This is a genomic window from Aquibacillus rhizosphaerae, from assembly GCF_030282825.1.
Classification (GTDB): domain Bacteria; phylum Bacillota; class Bacilli; order Bacillales; family Amphibacillaceae; genus Aquibacillus_C; species Aquibacillus_C rhizosphaerae.
Genome location: NZ_JASTZU010000063.1, coordinates 394,942 through 414,338 on the forward strand (window position 1 = coordinate 394,942; position 19,397 = coordinate 414,338).

Sequence of the window (19,397 nt, forward strand, 5' to 3'; positions counted from 1 at the left end):
TTGAATGTTATTTATAACTATAGTAATTGATTTTGTTTTCTTAACTGGACAAAAATGACAACACAGCATAGAGAGCACATAAGTGCGGAAAAAGAAATGAATGCATATCCAGCCTGAAAACCTAGTGTGTTACTTTCTGTTATTTTAGTTGCAAAATCAATCAGAAATCCAATGAGTAAGTTACCAAATACACCTCCAATACCTACTAACGTTACAGTGAACGTAATTGCTGTATCGGTACCTTTCGGGTAGCGCTTTGCTAGTAATGCCATGACAGTAGGATAAACTGGGGCAATTCCGATTCCTGCAATCGCAAATAATAGCGCTACTTTTTCGCCAATTAGTATCGCGGAGATTCCACAAAGGCCAGCAAAAGCGGAAAAGAAGATGATAGATTTTGCATAGCCAAATTTATCGGTAATAGATCCAAGCAAAAGTCGGGCAAACATAAACAGCAAGAAAAATAATGACAGAAGTTCGGAAGCATCGTTTATTTTCCATTCATAGACTTTAACTAAATAATTAACTAGCCAACTTGCCATACCGAGCTCTGCGATTACTCCAAAGCTAAGTGTCGAAACAATCAACCAAGCAATAGGGTCATGGATTAATTGCTTTAAAGAAATCCGATCCTCTTGTTCGTGGTCATCCTTTGGAAACTTACTTAGTAACACAGGGATTAACGGTAAAAGTGAAAAAGAAAGCATGACAAAAAACATACCTCGCCAACCAAGCTCTGTATTATAGACATACCATCCCATCATGGAAGCAGCAAATATTGGCGCAACAGTAGACCCTAGTCCATAAAAGAAATGGGATAGATTTAACATCATTCCAGTATTCTTTGTAAAAATTCTTGCTGCAACAATCGCCAAACTAATTTCAAGCATCCCGTTTCCGATATTTAAAAAGAAATACGAAGCAGACAAGAAAATAAAACTATTTGATAGATATATAAAAACTCCTGATAATGCCATGGAGCCAAACATAAGTACACTAGTTAACTTTAAACCTATTCTATTAATTAAAGTAGATGTGAAAGAACATGCTAGCAGAAAACCAAGTGCATTTAATGCGAGTAGCGTACCAAGTTGTGCTTCGCTCACACTGAAATCAGATTGGATTTCAGGGAGGGCGGGGCCTTTTATGTTTTCTGAAATACCAAACATAAGGAATCCACCAAAAACAACGATTAATAATATGTAGTAATTAAATTTAGATTCAACTTTCATGGAAACTCATCCCTTTTATGTATGTACCAATTCTTTTTTATATAGTTGAAGTGTAAACGTTTACTGTAATATTGCAATAAATAAGTACTGATAAATTATTTTAGAGTTTTAAATGTTTTTAGGAATGTTTACTGTTCACTGTACGTGGTACACCTATATTAGTAGTGAAATAGAAAAAGTTATCAAGGAGTGATACACAATGGCGAAAATTGCTACTGTCATAACAGATTATTTTGAGGATGTTGAATTTACAGAACCAGCTGATGCTTTTAAAGAGGCTGGTCATGAAGTTATAACAATAGAAAAGGAAGAAGGAAAACATGTAACAGGTAAACAAGGAGAAGCATCTGTTGTCATTAATAGAAGTATTCATGATGCAAAACCTGAAGAGTTTGATGCATTGTTTATTCCAGGTGGTTTTTCTCCTGATCAACTTCGTGGGGACGAGACTTTCGTAACGTTTGCTAAACATTTTATGGATGCTGAAAAACCTGTTTTAGCTATTTGTCATGGACCCCAATTATTAATTACAGCGAAGTCTCTCGAAGGTCGTGAGGTAACTGGCTTTAAGTCAATACAAACGGATCTTGCTTATGCTGGAGCAACTGTGAAAGATCAAGAGGTTGTTGTTTCAAAAAATCAATTGGTTACTAGTAGACAGCCTGATGATATTCCAGCGTTTATTAAAGAGTCTCTTCATTTGCTCCACTAAATTTCTGATAGTTTTGTAGAATTATGTAATGAGAACAAATTCAAGTTGAAGGGATAACACATAAATAGTGTTATCCCTTATTTATTTTAGCATAGCCAGGAGATTATAGATTAAATGTCCTGTGGATAACTTACTCTTAGCATGTGCTACGTCCAGCTACAGCGCCTACCCCCTCGAGGTCTTAAGTCGAACCTCTTTGTGGTAAAGGGCACCACATAGAGGTTCGGCTTAAGCTTGTCGGGGGTGAGCAAGGCGCCTACGCTTTTGTTCCTTAAATTACATGTTATAAGACCCTGCTAGTTATTTCAGGTACAGAAACTTCTTTTGGTTCGGGAACAAAGTAAAGGATAATGATACCTATAATGAACAAAATCACTAAACTAAAAACTCCCATGCTGGAACTGCCAGTAAGTTGCGCAGTAACCCCTACTAATAAGGGTCCCGTAATCGAAGCGAATTTTCCGAAAATATTATAAAATCCGAAGAATTCATTTGCATTCTTTTTTGGAACGAGCTTAGCAAAATAAGAGCGACTTAAGGCTTGGATACCACCTTGTGATGTAGCGACAAGCATTGCTAGAATCCAGAAATCAAGTGTAGTTTCAAGAAAGTACGCATAGATACATACAATAATATAAATGATAATTCCTACATAAAGCATTTTCTTGCCTGTGAACTTTTCGGCTAGCCTTCCGTAAAGTACTGCAAAAGGTGCAGCTACAACTTGGGTAAAAAATAAAACAATCAGTAGATCTGTTGCTCCAATCCCTAGGTCGCTACCATAGGAAGTCGACATGGATATGATTGTCCCTACACCATCAATATAAAAGAAATAGGCTAGTAAGAACAAAAATAGGGCACGGTACTTCCGGATTTCCTTGATTGTTTTACCGAGCCGTTTAAAACTTTTTATAATCGGTTGTGATTCTCGCTCAATATAATGTATTTGATGAACATTTCTAAACATCGGAATCGCGAAAATCCCCCACCATAATGCGGTTATTAGAAAAGCAATTTTACTTGCAATTGTTGTTGAGATTGGTAGTAATTCATTTTGAGATAGAACAATAATTGCGATACTTATAATAAATGGTATCGTACTACCAATATATCCTAATCCATAGCCACGAGCAGAAATACGGTTCATACGTTTTTCTGTGGTCACATCAACGATAAATGCATCATAAAAAATATTAGCGCCGGTTGATCCAAGTGCTGCGAACGTGTAACAGACGAGTAAAAGAAGCCATTGATCACTAGGAATAAAGGCTAATAAGGCTGTTGCTGAAACACCAAGAAAAAAGAAAAATGTGAAAAACTTTTTCTTTAAACCTTTGTAGTCAGCGATAGTTCCTAAAATAGGGCCCAACATAGCTAGTATAAATGTGAAAATAGAAATGGTGTAACCAAGGTAAGCGGTAGAATTAGGACCGCTGATCCCTGCATTTGTTGCGGATGCTTTAAAAAATAGCGGAAATACTGCTGTTGTAATAATAATCGAATAAGCTGAATTCGCCCAATCGTAGAACATCCAGCTATTTTCGGATTTGGTAAAACGTTTCATAAGTAATTACGCCTCCTAGTAAACTGTACTTCCATATTACAAGAAAAGTAGTTTGGAAAACTAACAATTGTAAAATTTTACATACTGTTTACATTGTTAACAATTCATCTATTATTCGTCCATCCGTTTTGCCAAGATTGAGGCCGAGCATTCTTGCAAAGGTTGGACCTTCATCAATGAGATGCATGGAAGGAATGATTGTATTAGGCTGGATTCCTTTTCCCTTTGCCATCAATAGCGTACTGTAGTTTTCTTTTGTTGGGGAATATCCATGACTAGCATGTGTATAGCGACCGTCTTCTACATCCTTTTTGGTAATCTTATCGATGAATTCCCCAGTCATAAATTCTTTGAAATAATAGTCTTTTTTTGCTTCTAAAAGGAATAGAGCATTGCCATCTGCCCCTTTATTCTGGGATTGTTTTCCTGTAAGTATTGTTTCTATTCCATTTTTATCATCTTGAACAAGTTTCTTGAAAAGATCGGAAACGATTGTCTTCGTTTTTGTATCCGATTCATCTTTTATATAGATATAAGCAGAACCATCACAGCTTTTACAGTATGCTTTCCAGTCCTTCACTTTTCCTGCTTGGTTGACTTGGATAAGGTCGTGTTCACGTAGTAGGACGTTCGGTTTAATTGCATAAGATTCATCCAATGCACTATGATCACCAAGGGCAACAATTGTGGCGTTCCCATATAGACCAGCATCCTTTAAGGTGGTCTGTAAGTTTTGTCATCATAACCTCCAATAAGGACTAAGAATGTAAGCTAGTTTAATCATATAGTAGAAACAATGGGGTGCATAGGGGGGAAGATGGTCATTCAAGATTAATTATTTAAATGAAAACGTAATAGGGTATATAATGTATATAGATTAATCAATTTCACAATACCAATTTTGTCGCATATGACTGAATAATGTAATTGTGAAATTGACTCAGATAAAGGAGTGATATACATGTACATATATTTGTTGAAAGATATAGATAAACACTATATTAATCAAGCGACATTCAAAATGAGTAATTCTGATCAATCAATGTATTTATTAGAAAGTGAAAAAGAGCTAAAGATAGATGTTTTTACAGAAGAAGAAAAGGTCTATGAAGTAATCGATGGGACGTTTACGATTAAGAGTGATTGCTTTGCAGTCTTTAATAATATTCCAGTCACCATTGATGGCAGGAGTCAGTTTGAACAAAGGTTTCAAAAGCGGGCGAGGAAAATAGAGGATGAACCAGGTTTTCTCGCGATAAGAGTATGTCGCCCGTTGAATTCAGATACGTATGTTGTACTCACATGTTGGGAAAAAGAAAGTGATTTTAAGAATTGGCAAACATCGACTTCCTATCAGCATGCCCATAAAAAACGCGGAACTTCAACCGGTATAGATAAACAACAGCCACAAATTTTCCCTCGTCCATCTTTTGTAGAGACTTATACGATTAGTAGTATAAAACTTAATTAAGTAAAGTATTATATAATAAAACAATTTATAACTAAGAGAAGTAGTTTAATTTCTCATTATCGGTACAATCGTGTTAAAATAGTACAAGTACGTTGTGAAAAAATGGAGGCGAAGGTTATATGGGTAAACGATTATTACTTTTTTTATTAACAAATATTCTTGTCATGACAACGATTGTAATTGTCTGGACGTTAATTACAACTTATACAGGTGTTAGCGGCACTTTTGTGAATGATTCTGGTGTTGGTTTAGGAATCAATTATGGTTCGCTGATGGTATTCAGTATACTAGTAGGTTTCATAGGTTCTTTCTTTTCTTTAGCTATTTCTCGCTGGGTAGCCAAAAAGATGATGAAGGTAAAAGTATTAGATCCAGACGGTCCTCTATCATCAGCTGAACGTGCTGTTGTGGAGAAAGTTCACCGTTTTTCTCGTGCAGCAGGATTAGTTCATATGCCAGAAGTTGGTATTTATCAATCGGCTGAAGTAAATGCATTTGCGACAGGTCCTTCGAAAAAAAGATCACTTGTTGCTGTTTCAGCAGGTTTACTTAATAACTTAGATGATGATGCTGTTGAAGGTGTTATTGCACACGAGGTTGCGCACGTGGCAAACGGCGACATGGTTACAATGACATTATTACAAGGTATCGTCAACACGTTTGTTGTCTTTTTCTCAAGAATTGCAGCGATTATTGCGTCTCGTTTCGTTCGTGAGGAACTGCGTTTTGTTGTTCAATTTGCAGCAATTATTATTTTCCAAATTTTGTTCTCAATTTTGGGTAGTATAGTCGTAAGTGCATACTCACGTCATCGTGAATTTCATGCTGACCGTGGGGGCGGCGATTTAGCTGGTCGTGATAAAATGGCTCATGCATTGCGTTCATTAAAAAATCACGTAGAACGAGCAAAAGTTAATGACCGTACGGATGATTCTGCAATTCAAACAATGAAAATTAGTGGGAAACGTAGAATGAAACTTTTTTCCTCTCACCCTGATTTAGATGAAAGAATTGCACGTTTAGAACAACGATAAATAATAAAGTAAAAGCTGTTCAATAAAAATTGAACAGCTTTTTTTATGCAAGTAGATTTAATCAGTGGAAATGGGCATAAATGTTGATTTGATGTAGATAATTAAAGAATTGAATACAAATGTTTGTTTAAAAAGTGGATAATTCAGGGTGAAAGGGTATATAGGAATCGAATCCTTTGAGTATATAAGTATATTATTATATACTTATATACGAATCGCGTAGGAGGTGTCTTGAGATGCTAAAAACGAATGAAGTGATGGATGTTGAAAAAGTAGCAATGACTTTAAAATTGTTAGGTGATAAAACACGTTTGATTATGGTTAAACTTTTGGATAGTCATGATTGTTGTGTCTGTGAATTCGTGGAAATTTTTAAAACAAGTCAACCGTCAATCAGTCAACACCTTCGAAAATTGAGAGATGTTGGTTTAGTGAAAGAAGAGAGAAGAGGGCAATGGATTTTCTACTCGCTTAATAAGGATAATTCATATTATTGTTTTGTTCAACAGGTCCTTGGTCAACTGCCTAGCCAAGATCATAAATTAAAAGAATTAGAGGAACAGGGCACGCGCATAACATGTTGTTAATTGGAGGGAAAGGAAATTGTCGTTATCAGTTATTTTGGCATCGTTAATCTTTATCATTACATTGGTGTTTGTAATTTGGCAACCTAAAGGTTTGTCAATTGGGTGGTCCGCATGTGGAGGGGCTATTCTTGCATTGTTAGTTGGAGTTGTTGGATTTAGTGATGTAATAGAAGTAACACAGATTGTATGGAACGCAACGTTAGCTTTTGTTGCTATTATTCTTATTTCATTAGTACTAGACGAAATTGGATTTTTTGAATGGGCTGCACTACATATGGCAAGGGCTGCAAAAGGTAATGGTGTAAAGATGTTCATTTATGTAAGTTTATTAGGTGCAGTTGTTGCCGCATTTTTCGCTAATGATGGGGCAGCGCTTATCCTTACACCTATTGTTTTAGCAATGGTACGTAATTTGAAATTCAGTGAAAAAATGGTCTTTCCATTTATTATGGCAAGTGGATTTATTGCTGATACTACTTCACTACCATTAGTAGTAAGTAATTTAGTTAACATTGTATCTGCTGACTTTTTTGAGATTGGTTTTGTCGAATATGCTTCTCGAATGATTATTCCAAACTTCTTCTCGCTTGGTGCAACGCTACTAGTACTTTATATATACTTTAGAAAAAGCATTCCAAGAAATTATGATTTAACACAATTAAAGGAACCAGTAGAAGCGATTCGAGACAAGAAAATGTTTCGTTTATCTTGGTATGTACTTGCTCTACTATTAATAGGTTATTTTGCGAGTGAATTTATTAATCTTCCTGTTTCAATTGTTGCAGGAGTTATCGCAATCTTCTTTTTACTGATGGCTAGAAATAGTGAAGCGGTTAACACAAAATTAGTAATAAAGGGTGCACCGTGGGCAATTGTTTTTTTCTCCATTGGAATGTATGTTGTCGTTTATGGGCTAAGAAATGCAGGGCTGACAGATGTTCTAGCGAAGGTTATTCAAGCGAGTGCGGAACAAGGGCTATTTTTTGCGACAATTTCGATGGGCTTTATTGCTGCAATTTTGTCTTCAATTATGAATAATATGCCAACAGTGATGATTGATGCACTAGCAATAGCTGAAACGGATACGTCGGGTGTCATGCGTGAAGCGCTTATTTATGCAAATATCATTGGGGCTGATTTGGGACCGAAAATTACACCAATTGGTTCACTTGCAACTTTACTTTGGCTTCATGTTCTAAATCAAAAAGGGGTCAAGATATCATGGGGCACGTATTTTAAAACAGGAATTATTTTAACCATACCAATACTGTTTATCACGCTTATTGGTTTGTATCTATGGTTATTGATTATTTAATGCGAATTTTTTCAGTTATAAAGTATATTCCTACAAAACATTATCTAATTTGCAATAGAGTAGAATCAGGTGAGTAATATTAGCTTTACGAGTTAAAATAAAATATTAGTGTTAGGAGGTTTTATCATGGAAAAAGTAGTTATTTTAGGAACGGGACCAGCAGGCTTAACAGCTGCTATATACTTAGCAAGAGCAAACATGAATCCAATTGTTATTGAGGGTATCGAGCCAGGTGGCCAACTTAGCTTGACTACAGAAGTAGAGAACTTCCCTGGGTTTATTGATGGGATTATGGGGCCGGAACTAATCAATAATATGAGAAAACAAGCAGAAAAATTCGGTGCAGTCTTTAAAAATGGTTGGGTGACAGATGTAGACCTTTCTAAAAAACCATATAAATTACAAGTGAATGGGATAGGAGAAATCGAAACAGAGTCACTAATCATATCCACAGGTGCTTCTGCCAAAATGTTAAATATTCCTGGTGAAAAAGAAAATGTTGGAAAAGGCGTAAGTACGTGTGCAACGTGTGATGGTTTCTTCTTCCGTGGTAAAAAAGTTGTCATTGTTGGTGGAGGAGATTCCGCAATGGAAGAAGCCAGTTTTTTAAGCAAATTTGCAAGTGAAGTTGAAATTGTTCATCGTAGAAATGAACTTCGAGCATCTAAGATTATGCAAAGCCGTGCCAATGAAAACGAAAAAATATCTTGGAGCCTTAATAAAACACCTATTGAAGTCAAAAGTGAAGATAACAAGGTGAGAGGCTTGGTCGTCAAGGACAATGAGACAGGTGAAGAAGAACTGATAGAAACAGACGGCCTGTTTATAGCGATTGGACATAACCCGAATACAGAGTTTCTAAAAGGACAGTTGGACACAGATGAAGTAGGATATCTTCAGGTTGTACCTGGAACAACAGAAACAAATATACCTGGAGTGTTTGCTTGTGGGGATGTACAAGATAAAAAATATCGTCAAGCTATCACGGCTGCAGGTACAGGTTGTATGGCAGCTTTAGATGTGGAGAGATATATAGAAGGAAGTGCTGTCCAAGACTGGAGCGAAACATTAGGTTCCTGAGTAGTATTAGTAAGAGCGAAGTTTTTAATTGTCATCAGAATAGATGCGAGAAGTAATAGTATGATAAAACACAGGCGAATTCCATAATGGAATTCGCCTGTGTTTTACTATAAATTTAGTAAATTAAACCAATTTTTTCTTGTTTTGCTAATTTAATTGTTGGAAGCATATCTTTTCGTATTTAAACAAAATATAAATGTAAGCACAAATGCGAGGAGGTAAAAGAATGGGATTAAATGTAACGCAAAAATTAATAAAAGATCATTTAGTTTCAGGTGAGATGACTCCCGGTGAAGAAATTGGGCTTAAGATTGATCAAACATTAACCCAAGATGCGACAGGGACAATGGTTATGTTGGAGTTAGAGGCAATGGGATTAGATTATGCAAAAACGGAAGCATCTGCACAATATGTGGATCATAACCTGATTCAGGTAGATAGTAAAAATCCAGACGATCATTTGTTTTTGCAAAGTGCTACAAAACGTTTTGGATTGTATTATAGTCGACCAGGTAATGGTGTAAGTCATCCTGTTCATATGCAACGTTTAGCTAAGCCAGGAAAAACACTACTAGGTTCAGATAGCCATACGTGTGCAAACGGCTGTATGGGGATGTTAGCGATGGGTGCAGGCGGTATTGATGTTGCCATGGCGATTGCAGGGGAGCCTTTTTATGTGAAAATGCCTAAAGTTTGGGGCGTAAAATTAACTGGTAAAATGCCTGATTGGGTCAGTGCGAAGGATGTTATATTTGAATTACTCCGCCGTTATGATGTGAAAGGAGCAGTCGGCAGGGTGATTGAATATTATGGTCCGGGCTTGAAAAATTTAACTGCGATGGATCGACATGTTATTGCCAATATGGGTGCGGAACTTGGAGCAACAGGTACTGTTTTCCCTTCTGATAATGTAATTAAGCGGTTTTTAAAGGATCAAAATCGTGAAGATGATTGGATAGAGCTGAAGTCAGACAGAAGAGCAAAATATGATTTAGATGAAGAAATTAATCTTTCAGAACTTGAGCCGCTTGTTGCTAAACCTTCTAGTCCTGGGAATGTTGTTCCAGTAAGAGAAATAGAGGGAGAACCTATCTATCAATCATATGTTGGGTCCTCAGCAAATCCCGGATTTAACGATTTTGCGATTGCAGCAGAGATTGTCAAAGGGAAACAGATAGCGGATGGGCTTTCTTTTGATATAAATCCAACTTCCAGGCAGATGTTAACGGATTTAGTCCAAGAAGGACATATTGCTAGTCTCTTGCAGGCTGGCGGACGATTACATCAAGCTGGCTGTAATGGTTGTATTGGTATGGGACAAGCTCCCGCTACCGGTCGTAACAGCCTACGAACCACTCCACGGAACTTTCCTGGAAGATCTGGTACAAAGGAAGATAGTGTATTCTTATGTAGTCCTGAAACTGCGGCAGCATCTGCATTGACAGGAGTAATTACGGATCCACGTTCGCTTGGAATCGATTATCCAAAAATAAAAAAACCAAAGCGGCCAACGATTGATGTGAATTTATTGGATGCACCGTTACCAGTTGAACAAGCAAAACAAGTGAAGCTATATAAGGGTCCAAATATTGCATCGATTCCAGAAATGGCTAAATTACCGGATGAATTAGAAGTTCCCATTTTACTGAAAATGGGCGATAACATATCGACTGATGAAATATTAGCTGGGGGAGCGCGTGTTCTTCCATTTCGAAGCAACTTACCGGAAATCAGTAAGTTTACCTTCGAAATTATTGATGAAAATTATTACGATAAAGGTATGAAAAGTCGAGATTACGGAGGTCACGCTGTTGTTGGTGGTTTTAACTATGGACAAGGATCAAGTCGTGAACACGCTGCACTTGCACCAAGATATCTTGGCTTACGTGTTGCTTTAGTGAAAGACTTCGCTCGAATTCATTGGCAAAACCTTGTTAACTTTGGTATTTTACCATTAACTTTTGTAAATGAGGTAGATTATGAAACCTTAGATCATGGTGATATGCTTATACTTACAGATTTGAAAAATAAATTGCAGCAAGGTAATCAGTTCACAATAAGCATAAAAGGGAAGGATAAAAAGATTGATGTACAACACGCGTTATCAGAAAGACAAACAGAAATAATGTTAAAAGGTGGCTTGATTAACTGGGTAAGAGCCCGCCAGATACAAGCAAATTAGGAAATGGAGGGAAGACAATGGTAGACCTACAAAATGTTTGTAAAGCATGTGAGGGCACGGGAATGCTTGCTGACGATGAAGAATGGCAATATAAGTGTACAGTATGTGGTGGAAGTGGTCATTTTTTTCCTGGTGATAGTCCAGAGCCCTCAAACCTTATCAATGTAGATGAAAATAATCGGATATTAGATTAAAAAAACACGTATATAATTTTATGATTCACGTCCTATGATTCATGAAATTATCCTAATAAAAGGTAGCTAAGTTTTTGAACTGGCTACCTTATTTTCTCCTGATTAAGTTTTAAAAACTTTTTATAAAGATATTAGTAACCACTTCTAAGTATAAAAATATAACGCTTAGTTACACTAATATAATAGTAAAGGAGTGTTTATTTTGACGAAAAACCAATCTAAGAACCGGTTAACATCACCGGAAATAGCGAATCTTTGGACACAATATATAAATGATAGTATGGCTATTTGTGTTCTTACATTTTTGTTAGAAAAATGTAATGATAAAGAAATTAAAACAATTTTAAAAAACTCAATTAAATTATCTACATCACATATCGATAAGATTAAACGATTTTTAAAAGAAGAAAACTATCCAATTCCACAAGGGTTTGATTTAGATGATGTGAATTTAAATGCACCTCCACTATTTTCAGACGATCTTATTTTAATTTATATGCAAGTAATGACGTTACACGGAATGAATAGCTATTCTTTGTGCACGACTACGTCAATTCGTGCTGATCAGAGGGAATATTATTCAGAATGTATTACTGAGACATCAAATCTATACGACAGTATATTAGATGTTATGTTAAATAAAGGTCTTGTTAGTCATCCACCGATTATAAATCCTCCAAAAGATATCGATTTTATTAGTAATCAAAATTATTTAACTGGTTGGTTCGGTAAAAAAAGACCGTTAAATGCAATAGAAATAAGTGGTATTCACTATAACATGGTAAAAACAATGGTGAAAGTTGTTTTGGAGATTGCATTTGGACAAGTTGCTCAATCTACAGAGGTAAGGAAGTATTTTCAAAGGGGAACAAAAATTTGTGAAAAACAGCTAAAAGAAATGTCATCTATTTTAGCTGATGATCATCTCCCTTCACCTAAGAGCTGGCAATACGAAGTAACAAGCTCAACAGAAGCTCCTTTTTCTGATAAATTAATGTTGTTCCATGTTGTTGGATTGGTTGCTGTTGCGGTAGGATATTATGGTGCTGCGTTATCAGCTTCACAGCGAAGGGATATTATTTTGAAATACACAAAGCTTATTGGAGAAATTGGCTTATATGCAGAGGATGGCGTGAATTTACTAATAAAAAATGGATGGATGGAGCAACCACCTATGGTAGATGACCGTGAAGCATTGGCAAAAAAGAAGTAGAAGTCACTTTAGTGGCTTTTTTCTTTGCTTCCCTATATACATTTCAACCTTTCGATAGTCATATAAATAAATGATACAATTAAGTTAAAGAAGTTTTGAGGTGAAATAGGTGGATACGAAAAGAATCATAGATAAGCTAAAACAACGACAACCTGATATTTTAGGTAGTCAGAGCTTTTCAAAATTTGCAGTCTTTATACCATTAATTAAACAAGATAATCAGATCAATATCTTATTCGAGGTTCGTTCCGAAAAACTAAGACGACAACCGGGAGAGATTTGTTTTCCAGGCGGAAGAATTGATGAAAATGACAAAACGGCGAAAGATGCAGCGATTAGAGAAACGTCAGAAGAATTAGGGGTTATAAAAAAAAATATAGTTGATGTTACTCCAATAGATTACGTTGTTTCTCCAATGGGAATGATTGTTTATCCCTTTGCAGGGCGAATAGACAATCCGGAGACAATAGAGCCTAACACAGAAGAAGTGGGGGAAATATTCACCGTACCTCTTACATACTTTCTTGAAACAAAACCAGAAAAACATCGGCTTACGTTAGGAATCCAGCCAGATGACGATTTTCCGTTCGATCTTATTGATGGCGGGGAAAACTATAATTGGCGAACGTTAGAGGTAGATGAATATTTTTATAATTATGAAGGAAAAGTGATTTGGGGCCTAACGGCAAAAATTATTTCTCATTTTGCGGAAATAATCCAGGAAGATTTCAATGTCTAATGTCATTCAAAGTAGATATATTACTTCTTAACGAGCATATATGGTATTTGAAAGTACATAGTAGAAACAACAACGGGCATAAATTATTTTATCGATTCAAAGATGGCCACATCTAGTTTAAACTCCATGTGGCCATCTTTTTTAAGAAAAAAATTTATTAACTGTTTTAAAATGATGCTTGACTATAACGTAACGTAATACCTTATAGTAACAAATGAAGGGAGGTCATCAACTTGGTAATGAAAATAAAAGAAGTTGCTGACATAGTTGGAATAAGTGTGCGCACACTGCATCATTATGATGAAATCGGACTATTGAAACCTAAAACAAATAATACAGGTTACCGCCTTTATTCTGAAGATGACCTTGAATTGTTACAGCAAATTATGTTCTTTAAGGAACTGGGATTCCCTTTAAAAAAGATAAAAGAAATCATCAACAACCCTTCGTTTGATCGTAAGGAAGCACTAGAGGTTCACCGTAATATGTTAGTGGAAAAGCGTAGTCGTCTTGATAAGATGATAGAAATGATTAATAAGACAATACAACATGTGAATGGAGAGGTTAATATGACCAATAAGGAAAAATTTGAAGGGTTTGACTTTAGTTACAATCCTTACGAAAAAGAAGCCCGGGAACGTTGGGGAGATAAAGCAGTAGATAATTCTAATGTCAAAATAGATTCCCTGTCTGATAATCAGCAAAAATTACTAAGTAACAAAATGAATGAGATCTATCGTAATTTAGCAAATCTTCTTGAATATGCACCGGAATCTGATAAAACTCAAAAAGCGATCAAGGAATGGTATGATTTTTTAAACAACGAAACAGGTCATCACTATTCACTTGAAGCATTTAAAGGATTAGGCCAAATATATGTTGCAGACGAACGCTTTACAGAAAATATTGATAAATTTGGAGAAGGGTTAGCAGTATATATGTGTAATGCAATGGAAGTTTTTGCGGATAGGAATAAACAATAATTTAGGAAAGCGCACTTCTTTAGGGAGTGTGCTTTTAAAGTAATATATATTTAGCACCGGGAAAATTTTGAGAAACTATTAGTCTAGCGAGCTATACTCATTACTTGCGATTACAACGAAAAAGATGCCAACCTTCGTTAGGTCTTCGGTCAAAAAATAGGTTGATGAAAGATAGACTTATGTTTCTAAGGAAGTCTTCCATATTTAACAGCTTATGTGAAGACTAGCTGAGTCCGTTTCAGCTAGTCTTTTGATAACGGTAAGATTATATCGCTAATTTATTTGTCTACTTTCAATATAATTTTTCCAATATTTTTATTACTTTCCATGAGGAGATGTGCTTGCTGAACATCCTCCAATGGGAATACTCTATCAACGATTGGCTTTAGTTTATTTTGGTTAAATAATGGCAGTGCATTTTTGGTGAAATCACTTGTAAGTTCAGCCTTGTATTCGTCTGTTCTTGGTGTAAGTAGTGTACCTTTTAAGTGAATTCGTTTTGCCATGAGCTCCATTAAATTAACTTGTTCTAACTTTGCACCACCTAATAATCCAATTAGAATCCAACGACCATCTAGAGCGATACTAGATAAATTTTTCTTGTAATATGAGGCACCAATAAAATCAAGAATTACATCTACCCCACGTGAATTTGTTATATTTGCTATTTCTTCTTCGAATGCTCGTTCTTTATAATTAATGCCTACATCTGCCCCTAGTGATAGACAAACATCTAATTTTTCTGTCGATCCAGCAGTTGTAATTACGTGTGCATCGCGGAGTTGTTTAGCGAGTTGAATTGCAGCAGTGCCAACGCCACTGCCTCCAGCATGGATGAGTACAGACTCATTCTTTTTTAAATTACCGAGCCAGAATAAAGTTTGATAAGCAGTTAAAAATACTTCTGGAATTGCTGCTGCTTCCTCAAAAGATAAATGATCAGGGATTTTCATTACTCGATTAGCAGGCATGACTGCATATTCTGCATACGCTCCCCCATTAACTAATCCCATCACTCTTTCACCAGTTTTTAAAGCAGTTTCAGGACCGGATTTTTCAATGATCCCTGATACTTCAATACCGAGGATAGGATTAGAGCGGTAACCAGATTGCCCTTTTCGGCTGATAATGTCGGTACGGTTAATAGCGGCAGCTTTTACTTTTATTAATACTTGACCAGGTTCTATTTCGGGTGTAGGTTGTTCACTTATCTTTAACTGTTCGACTCCACCTGGTTTATTTACGATAATTGCTCTCATATGAAAACTCCTTTTAATTGAAAATGGTGGTTCTTTTTTTAGTGATGTACTTTTCACTATGTCCGTAGTAATTACTTTTAAAAGTTTTAATAAATGAATGTTCTGAACCGTTCTGGAAGAATACTTCGCTTTCCATTGGCACGACCTCTGCCTCCTCAGAAGCAAATGCTTTCGGTGGGCCGAGTAACCGCAGGCCCAAAGAGCGCTTCTTCCGGGGTCTTCACCTCGCGCTGTTCCCATAAGGAGTCTTCGTATTCTGCCTTCCCTTTTATAGCTCTCCAATTTTGAGATAGAAGTTAGTTAATATTTATTGTATTATTTTCACTTGAAAGAAAACTATCCTAACGAAGGAAATACACAGAGGCTCAGCGCGAGCCCACGGAAAGCGTAGTGTATTTCCGAAGTGATGAACGAATCACTAATCTAACGAACTATGTAGGGAAATCAACATAGCAGTTAGTGCAGACTTAATATTAATAGTGAATAGTCAAAAAAACTTGTAATACAAATAGTTTTATTTGGTATTACATTAGCATAAAAAAAGCATGATAGCATGGTTCGTGTTTAGTCGATTCGAAATCATATTCAGATATGTGTCTTTTTCAGAATTTCGGGTATATATAAAAGAGGGATAGGAGGAGTGGATAACAATCAAACAAAAAAAACTATGGATTAAAATACGTGACAGTTTTTGGTTTGTACCTGCAATATATAGCGTTATTGCTATGTTGATGGTATTGATGATGAATTTTATTGATATGTGGCTAATATCAAGTTTTGAATATGATTTACCAAAATTTCTGATTACAAGCCAAGATGTTGCTAAGGATCTTTATGCATCTTTAGTTACTGCGATTTTAACCATGACAACAATTAGTTTTTCAGTAATTATGGTAGTGCTCACTACATATTCTACTCAGTTTTCACCACGAACACTTCAGGACTTTATGCGTAGCAAAACAACGCATCACGTGCTAGGAGTATTTTGTTTTGGCTTTATTTTTGCATTACTTTATCTTGTGTTTGTGGGGAAAGAAGAAGCAGTTATTGGTCCATTTTTTATGGTTGTTATTGCTATGATTTGTCTAGCATTTTTTATTTATTTTATCCATCATTCTGCTAGGTGGCTCCAGGTTAACAACCTTATTGGAAAGATCTATTATGATAGTTCTAGGGTAATTAATGATGCCTTTTCTGAAAGAGAAACTTATGAGTATGAAACATGGGCGAAAGAAGATGTTAACCGAATTAAGCAACAAACAAAACACGTACACTTATCTGCAGAAACAGGTTATGTACAAAGTGTGGAATGGGAATCCTTAGTTAACTGGGCAAAAAGACAAAAATGTGTCATTGATTTACATGTGAATGCCGGTGATTACGTGATGGAAGGTCTACCGGTAGCAAGTTTGTATGCTTTAGATGATGCAGACGAAATGGGTAGTATCACACAATTTATTATTATTGGTTCCGAACGTACAGATTTGGAAGATATTGAATTTTTAATTCAAAAATTAGTTGAAATTGCTTTAAGAGCTATATCACCATCTATAAATGATCCACATACAGCGATTAATAGTATTAACCGAATTGGATCGATGCTTATTAAACTAGGTCATATTTACAAAGAAGTTAGTTATATAACCGATGATGAGAATAGGTTGCGGATCATGAAGCAAACACAGCGTTATGAAGATTTGTTGTATAAGAGTTTTTATCAGATTAAGCATTATGCTCAAGGTGATGTGTCTATTTATTACAGCTTAATTGAAGTATTATACAAGATTGTACTTGTGTGTGATGATAGGAAAATTCAAAAGAAAGTATGGAACTTTCACTATTATATAGTAAATGCTATTGAATGGGATTCCTTACAAGATTTGGATCGTAAACACTTAGAATCTATTTATGAAGAACTTAAAAAAGTGTGCAAAAGCTAAGGGGGAAAGAAACAAAATAAACAATGTTGTATGTAAGTGACTATTAACCCTTTGTTAGTAGTCACTTATTATGGGAAACTAATTAAGATGCAAAAATAGGCCACTTGTTTTTGATAGCGATTTTCTTCATTTCTTGGTCTGGGTTAACAATAATTGGATGTTGCACATATCGGAGAAGAGGTATATCACTTTCACTATCAGCATAAGCCCAAATGTCATTCGTTGGATTTTCGACTATATTATTCTTTATCCACTCTTGTACTTTTCTTACTTTTTCATCACCGTTAACGATTTGACCAATTTCACCTGTACAAAGACCATTATGATTATATAATAACTCTGTACTAATTACATGAACGTTTAATTGTAGTTCTTTGGTAAAAGCTTTTAAAAATGGATACAGTGCACCAGACAATACAATAATCGTGTCACCGTTTTTTTGATGTTCACGGATTTTTTCTACAAGCCCATGATGTACATCTTGTTTTCCGATATCAACAAGTTCTTGAAAAAACAAATCTAATTCCATGCTCGTTTTTCCTTTGAATGTTTTAGCAAATCCTCGAAAAAAATGATGCTTAAAAGCGCTTTTTCCTTTTATTGGACTTATAGCTATTGCTTTTACTAATCCAGTTAATAGAACTCCCCATTGCTTCATATTAAATGTTTTTTTACCTACTTCGAACATTACTTTAAAAGAGTTTCCTTGATAAAGTGTTCCGTCAAAATCCACTGTTACAATTGCCAAATCCAATCACCTCAGACTTTTCTAGTAATTATAAGCTAGATTATAAGGGATGTAAATGAAATGGATATCCCTAGTGGCAGGAAGTAAAAGTAAAAGAAGGATTTTTCTCGTCTAATTGGTAACCATAATTTATATAGTATATGATTTCTATTTTTGAAAACGCTTTAGGTTAAATGTACTACTTTTGCTTGGTTTAATCTGGTTTCTTTGATGGCGAAAATTGTGATTGACACCACTTCATTTATCCTATAAATTATTTAAGTATGTTTCATTTTAAGGAGGAAATAATGGAGACTCAGAATCAAACAGAAATCAAAATAACAACTGCAGATCCGTCAGCGTTAGGCCTGTTCGGTCTCGCAATTGTAACGTTAGTAGCATCATCTCAAAAATTGGGTTTAACTGAAGGCCTTTCGTATGTAATACCATGGGCTTTTTTCTTAGGAGGAATAGCACAATTAATTGCCGCAGTTCTAGATTCTAAGCATAATAACATCTTTGGGACAACGGCATTTGGAGCATTTGGACTATTTTGGTTCGGTGTGGGCACAACTTGGCTAATTCAATTAGGCTTTTTTGGTGAAAATCTAGCTACAAATGGAGATCCTAAGCAACTTGGTTTTGCATTTATAGGATATTTAATTTTTTGTATATTTATGACAATTGGAGCTATGGAAACACACAAAGTATTATTTTTTATATTTGTCTTTATTGACTTTCTATTTATAGGGTTGTCGTTAAGTTCATTCAATGTTATGTATGAAGTAACTCATATGGTGGCAGCAGTGGCAGAGTTGTGTATTGCCTTATTGTCTTTTTATGGTTCAGGGGCTATCGTGTTAAATACACATTTCGGAAAGGTAGTTCTCCCTCTCGGAAAACCATTTGGGATTTTTAAGTAATTAAGAAAATGGGTTGTAAATTAAAAGGCAAGTGGCTATTAAAAAGCTGCTTGCCTTTTGCACTTGCTTTTTTAGGATAATTGTCGTTTTAAAAAACCATGATAGGATTTAACGTTTCGTTTTCAGCGGGATTAATAAAAAGTATTGGATATATATGTTAAGATATAGTGACCTTTTAAATAGGTTTGGACTTTTCAACCAGCATTACTATCTTTAAAATGGTTTTATCGATGAAATATTTT

17 protein-coding genes and 1 pseudogene are annotated in these 19,397 nt (G+C 35.5%); 13 read left to right on the plus strand and 5 right to left on the minus strand.

The window, feature by feature from the left end; genetic code table 11:
• Positions 1-17: 17 nt before the first annotated feature.
• Entirely contained in the window at positions 18-1,232 is a 1,215-nt protein-coding gene (locus QQS35_RS22060; RefSeq protein WP_285934422.1) for an MFS transporter, read from the minus strand.
• A gap of 199 nt (positions 1,233-1,431) precedes the next feature.
• Between QQS35_RS22060 and QQS35_RS22065 the strand changes: the two genes are divergently transcribed.
• On the plus strand, positions 1,432-1,944 hold the full coding sequence (locus QQS35_RS22065) for a type 1 glutamine amidotransferase domain-containing protein (protein WP_285934423.1): 513 nt from the start codon (positions 1,432-1,434) through the stop codon (positions 1,942-1,944).
• Positions 1,945-2,227: 283 nt separating this feature from the next.
• On the opposite strand, the gene QQS35_RS22070 is transcribed toward QQS35_RS22065, so the two are convergent.
• Together QQS35_RS22070 and QQS35_RS22075 are read right to left on the minus strand one after the other, a co-directional pair.
• On the minus strand, positions 2,228-3,508 hold the full coding sequence (locus tag QQS35_RS22070; protein ID WP_285934424.1) for an MFS transporter: 1,281 nt from the start codon (positions 3,506-3,508) through the stop codon (positions 2,228-2,230).
• 88 nt (positions 3,509-3,596) lie between these two features.
• Positions 3,597-4,229: pseudogene (locus QQS35_RS22075) on the minus strand (alkaline phosphatase family protein); the annotation flags it as partial.
• Positions 4,230-4,469: 240 nt separating this feature from the next.
• On the opposite strand from QQS35_RS22075, the gene QQS35_RS22080 reads away from it, so the two are divergent.
• The 10 genes from QQS35_RS22080 to QQS35_RS22125 all read left to right on the plus strand — a co-directional run bounded on the left by QQS35_RS22080 (position 4,470) and on the right by QQS35_RS22125 (position 14,306).
• Positions 4,470-4,979, plus strand: coding sequence for an antibiotic biosynthesis monooxygenase family protein (locus QQS35_RS22080; protein ID WP_285934425.1), 510 nt, complete (start codon positions 4,470-4,472; stop codon positions 4,977-4,979).
• A 119-nt stretch (positions 4,980-5,098) separates the two neighbouring features.
• A complete protein-coding gene (gene htpX / locus QQS35_RS22085; RefSeq protein ID WP_285934426.1) occupies positions 5,099-6,013 on the plus strand; it encodes a protease HtpX in 915 nt (304 codons plus the stop codon).
• A gap of 236 nt (positions 6,014-6,249) precedes the next feature.
• A complete protein-coding gene (locus QQS35_RS22090) occupies positions 6,250-6,600 on the plus strand; it encodes an ArsR/SmtB family transcription factor (RefSeq protein WP_285934427.1) in 351 nt (116 codons plus the stop codon).
• A gap of 16 nt (positions 6,601-6,616) precedes the next feature.
• Positions 6,617-7,915 carry an arsenic transporter gene (locus QQS35_RS22095; protein WP_285934428.1) on the plus strand — a complete coding sequence of 433 codons (1,299 nt, stop codon included), beginning with the start codon at positions 6,617-6,619 and terminating at the stop codon, positions 7,913-7,915.
• A gap of 126 nt (positions 7,916-8,041) precedes the next feature.
• Entirely contained in the window at positions 8,042-8,995 is a 954-nt protein-coding gene (trxB, locus tag QQS35_RS22100) for a thioredoxin-disulfide reductase (RefSeq protein WP_285934429.1), read from the plus strand.
• A 226-nt stretch (positions 8,996-9,221) separates the two neighbouring features.
• A complete protein-coding gene (locus tag QQS35_RS22105; RefSeq protein WP_285934430.1) occupies positions 9,222-11,177 on the plus strand; it encodes an aconitate hydratase in 1,956 nt (651 codons plus the stop codon).
• A 17-nt stretch (positions 11,178-11,194) separates the two neighbouring features.
• A complete protein-coding gene (locus tag QQS35_RS22110) occupies positions 11,195-11,371 on the plus strand; it encodes a hypothetical protein (protein ID WP_285934431.1) in 177 nt (58 codons plus the stop codon).
• Positions 11,372-11,573: 202 nt separating this feature from the next.
• On the plus strand, positions 11,574-12,584 hold the full coding sequence (locus QQS35_RS22115) for a DUF3231 family protein (protein ID WP_285934432.1): 1,011 nt from the start codon (positions 11,574-11,576) through the stop codon (positions 12,582-12,584).
• Positions 12,585-12,693: 109 nt separating this feature from the next.
• Positions 12,694-13,323, plus strand: a complete 630-nt coding sequence (locus QQS35_RS22120) for an NUDIX hydrolase (protein ID WP_285934434.1) — start codon at positions 12,694-12,696, stop codon at positions 13,321-13,323.
• A 233-nt stretch (positions 13,324-13,556) separates the two neighbouring features.
• Positions 13,557-14,306, plus strand: a complete 750-nt coding sequence (locus QQS35_RS22125) for a MerR family transcriptional regulator (protein ID WP_285934435.1) — start codon at positions 13,557-13,559, stop codon at positions 14,304-14,306.
• A gap of 278 nt (positions 14,307-14,584) precedes the next feature.
• On the opposite strand, the gene QQS35_RS22130 is transcribed toward QQS35_RS22125, so the two are convergent.
• Positions 14,585-15,565 (minus strand): NAD(P)H-quinone oxidoreductase, encoded by a 981-nt coding sequence (locus QQS35_RS22130; protein WP_285934436.1) that lies wholly within the window; start codon positions 15,563-15,565, stop codon positions 14,585-14,587.
• A 677-nt stretch (positions 15,566-16,242) separates the two neighbouring features.
• Here QQS35_RS22130 and QQS35_RS22135 point away from each other — a divergent pair.
• Positions 16,243-17,505 (plus strand): DUF2254 domain-containing protein, encoded by a 1,263-nt coding sequence (locus tag QQS35_RS22135; protein ID WP_285934571.1) that lies wholly within the window; start codon positions 16,243-16,245, stop codon positions 17,503-17,505.
• A gap of 82 nt (positions 17,506-17,587) precedes the next feature.
• Here the strand turns inward: QQS35_RS22135 and QQS35_RS22140 are convergent, their stop codons facing one another.
• Positions 17,588-18,253, minus strand: coding sequence for an HAD family hydrolase (locus tag QQS35_RS22140; RefSeq protein ID WP_285934439.1), 666 nt, complete (start codon positions 18,251-18,253; stop codon positions 17,588-17,590).
• Between the two features lie 287 nt (positions 18,254-18,540).
• Here QQS35_RS22140 and QQS35_RS22145 point away from each other — a divergent pair, with 287 nt between their 5' ends.
• The gene (locus tag QQS35_RS22145) at positions 18,541-19,155 is read left to right on the plus strand and encodes an acetate uptake transporter (protein ID WP_285934440.1); all 615 of its coding nucleotides are present in this window, start codon (positions 18,541-18,543) and stop codon (positions 19,153-19,155) included.
• Positions 19,156-19,397 lie beyond the last annotated feature (242 nt).

What these genes read in the sequence shown, in the direction of transcription:
- QQS35_RS22090 (WP_285934427.1), top strand. Translation starts at nt 6,250, where the DNA reads ATGCTAAAAACGAATGAAGTGATGGATGTTGAAAAAGTAGCAATGACT.
- QQS35_RS22080 (WP_285934425.1), top strand. Translation starts at nt 4,470, where the DNA reads ATGTACATATATTTGTTGAAAGATATAGATAAACACTATATTAATCAA.
- QQS35_RS22110 (WP_285934431.1), top strand. Translation starts at nt 11,195, where the DNA reads ATGGTAGACCTACAAAATGTTTGTAAAGCATGTGAGGGCACGGGAATG.
- trxB (WP_285934429.1), top strand. Translation starts at nt 8,042, where the DNA reads ATGGAAAAAGTAGTTATTTTAGGAACGGGACCAGCAGGCTTAACAGCT.
- QQS35_RS22070 (WP_285934424.1), bottom strand. Translation starts at nt 3,508, where the DNA reads ATGAAACGTTTTACCAAATCCGAAAATAGCTGGATGTTCTACGATTGG.
- QQS35_RS22105 (WP_285934430.1), top strand. Translation starts at nt 9,222, where the DNA reads ATGGGATTAAATGTAACGCAAAAATTAATAAAAGATCATTTAGTTTCA.
- htpX (WP_285934426.1), top strand. Translation starts at nt 5,099, where the DNA reads ATGGGTAAACGATTATTACTTTTTTTATTAACAAATATTCTTGTCATG.
- QQS35_RS22145 (WP_285934440.1), top strand. Translation starts at nt 18,541, where the DNA reads ATGGAGACTCAGAATCAAACAGAAATCAAAATAACAACTGCAGATCCG.
- QQS35_RS22060 (WP_285934422.1), bottom strand. Translation starts at nt 1,232, where the DNA reads ATGAAAGTTGAATCTAAATTTAATTACTACATATTATTAATCGTTGTT.
- QQS35_RS22065 (WP_285934423.1), top strand. Translation starts at nt 1,432, where the DNA reads ATGGCGAAAATTGCTACTGTCATAACAGATTATTTTGAGGATGTTGAA.
- QQS35_RS22130 (WP_285934436.1), bottom strand. Translation starts at nt 15,565, where the DNA reads ATGAGAGCAATTATCGTAAATAAACCAGGTGGAGTCGAACAGTTAAAG.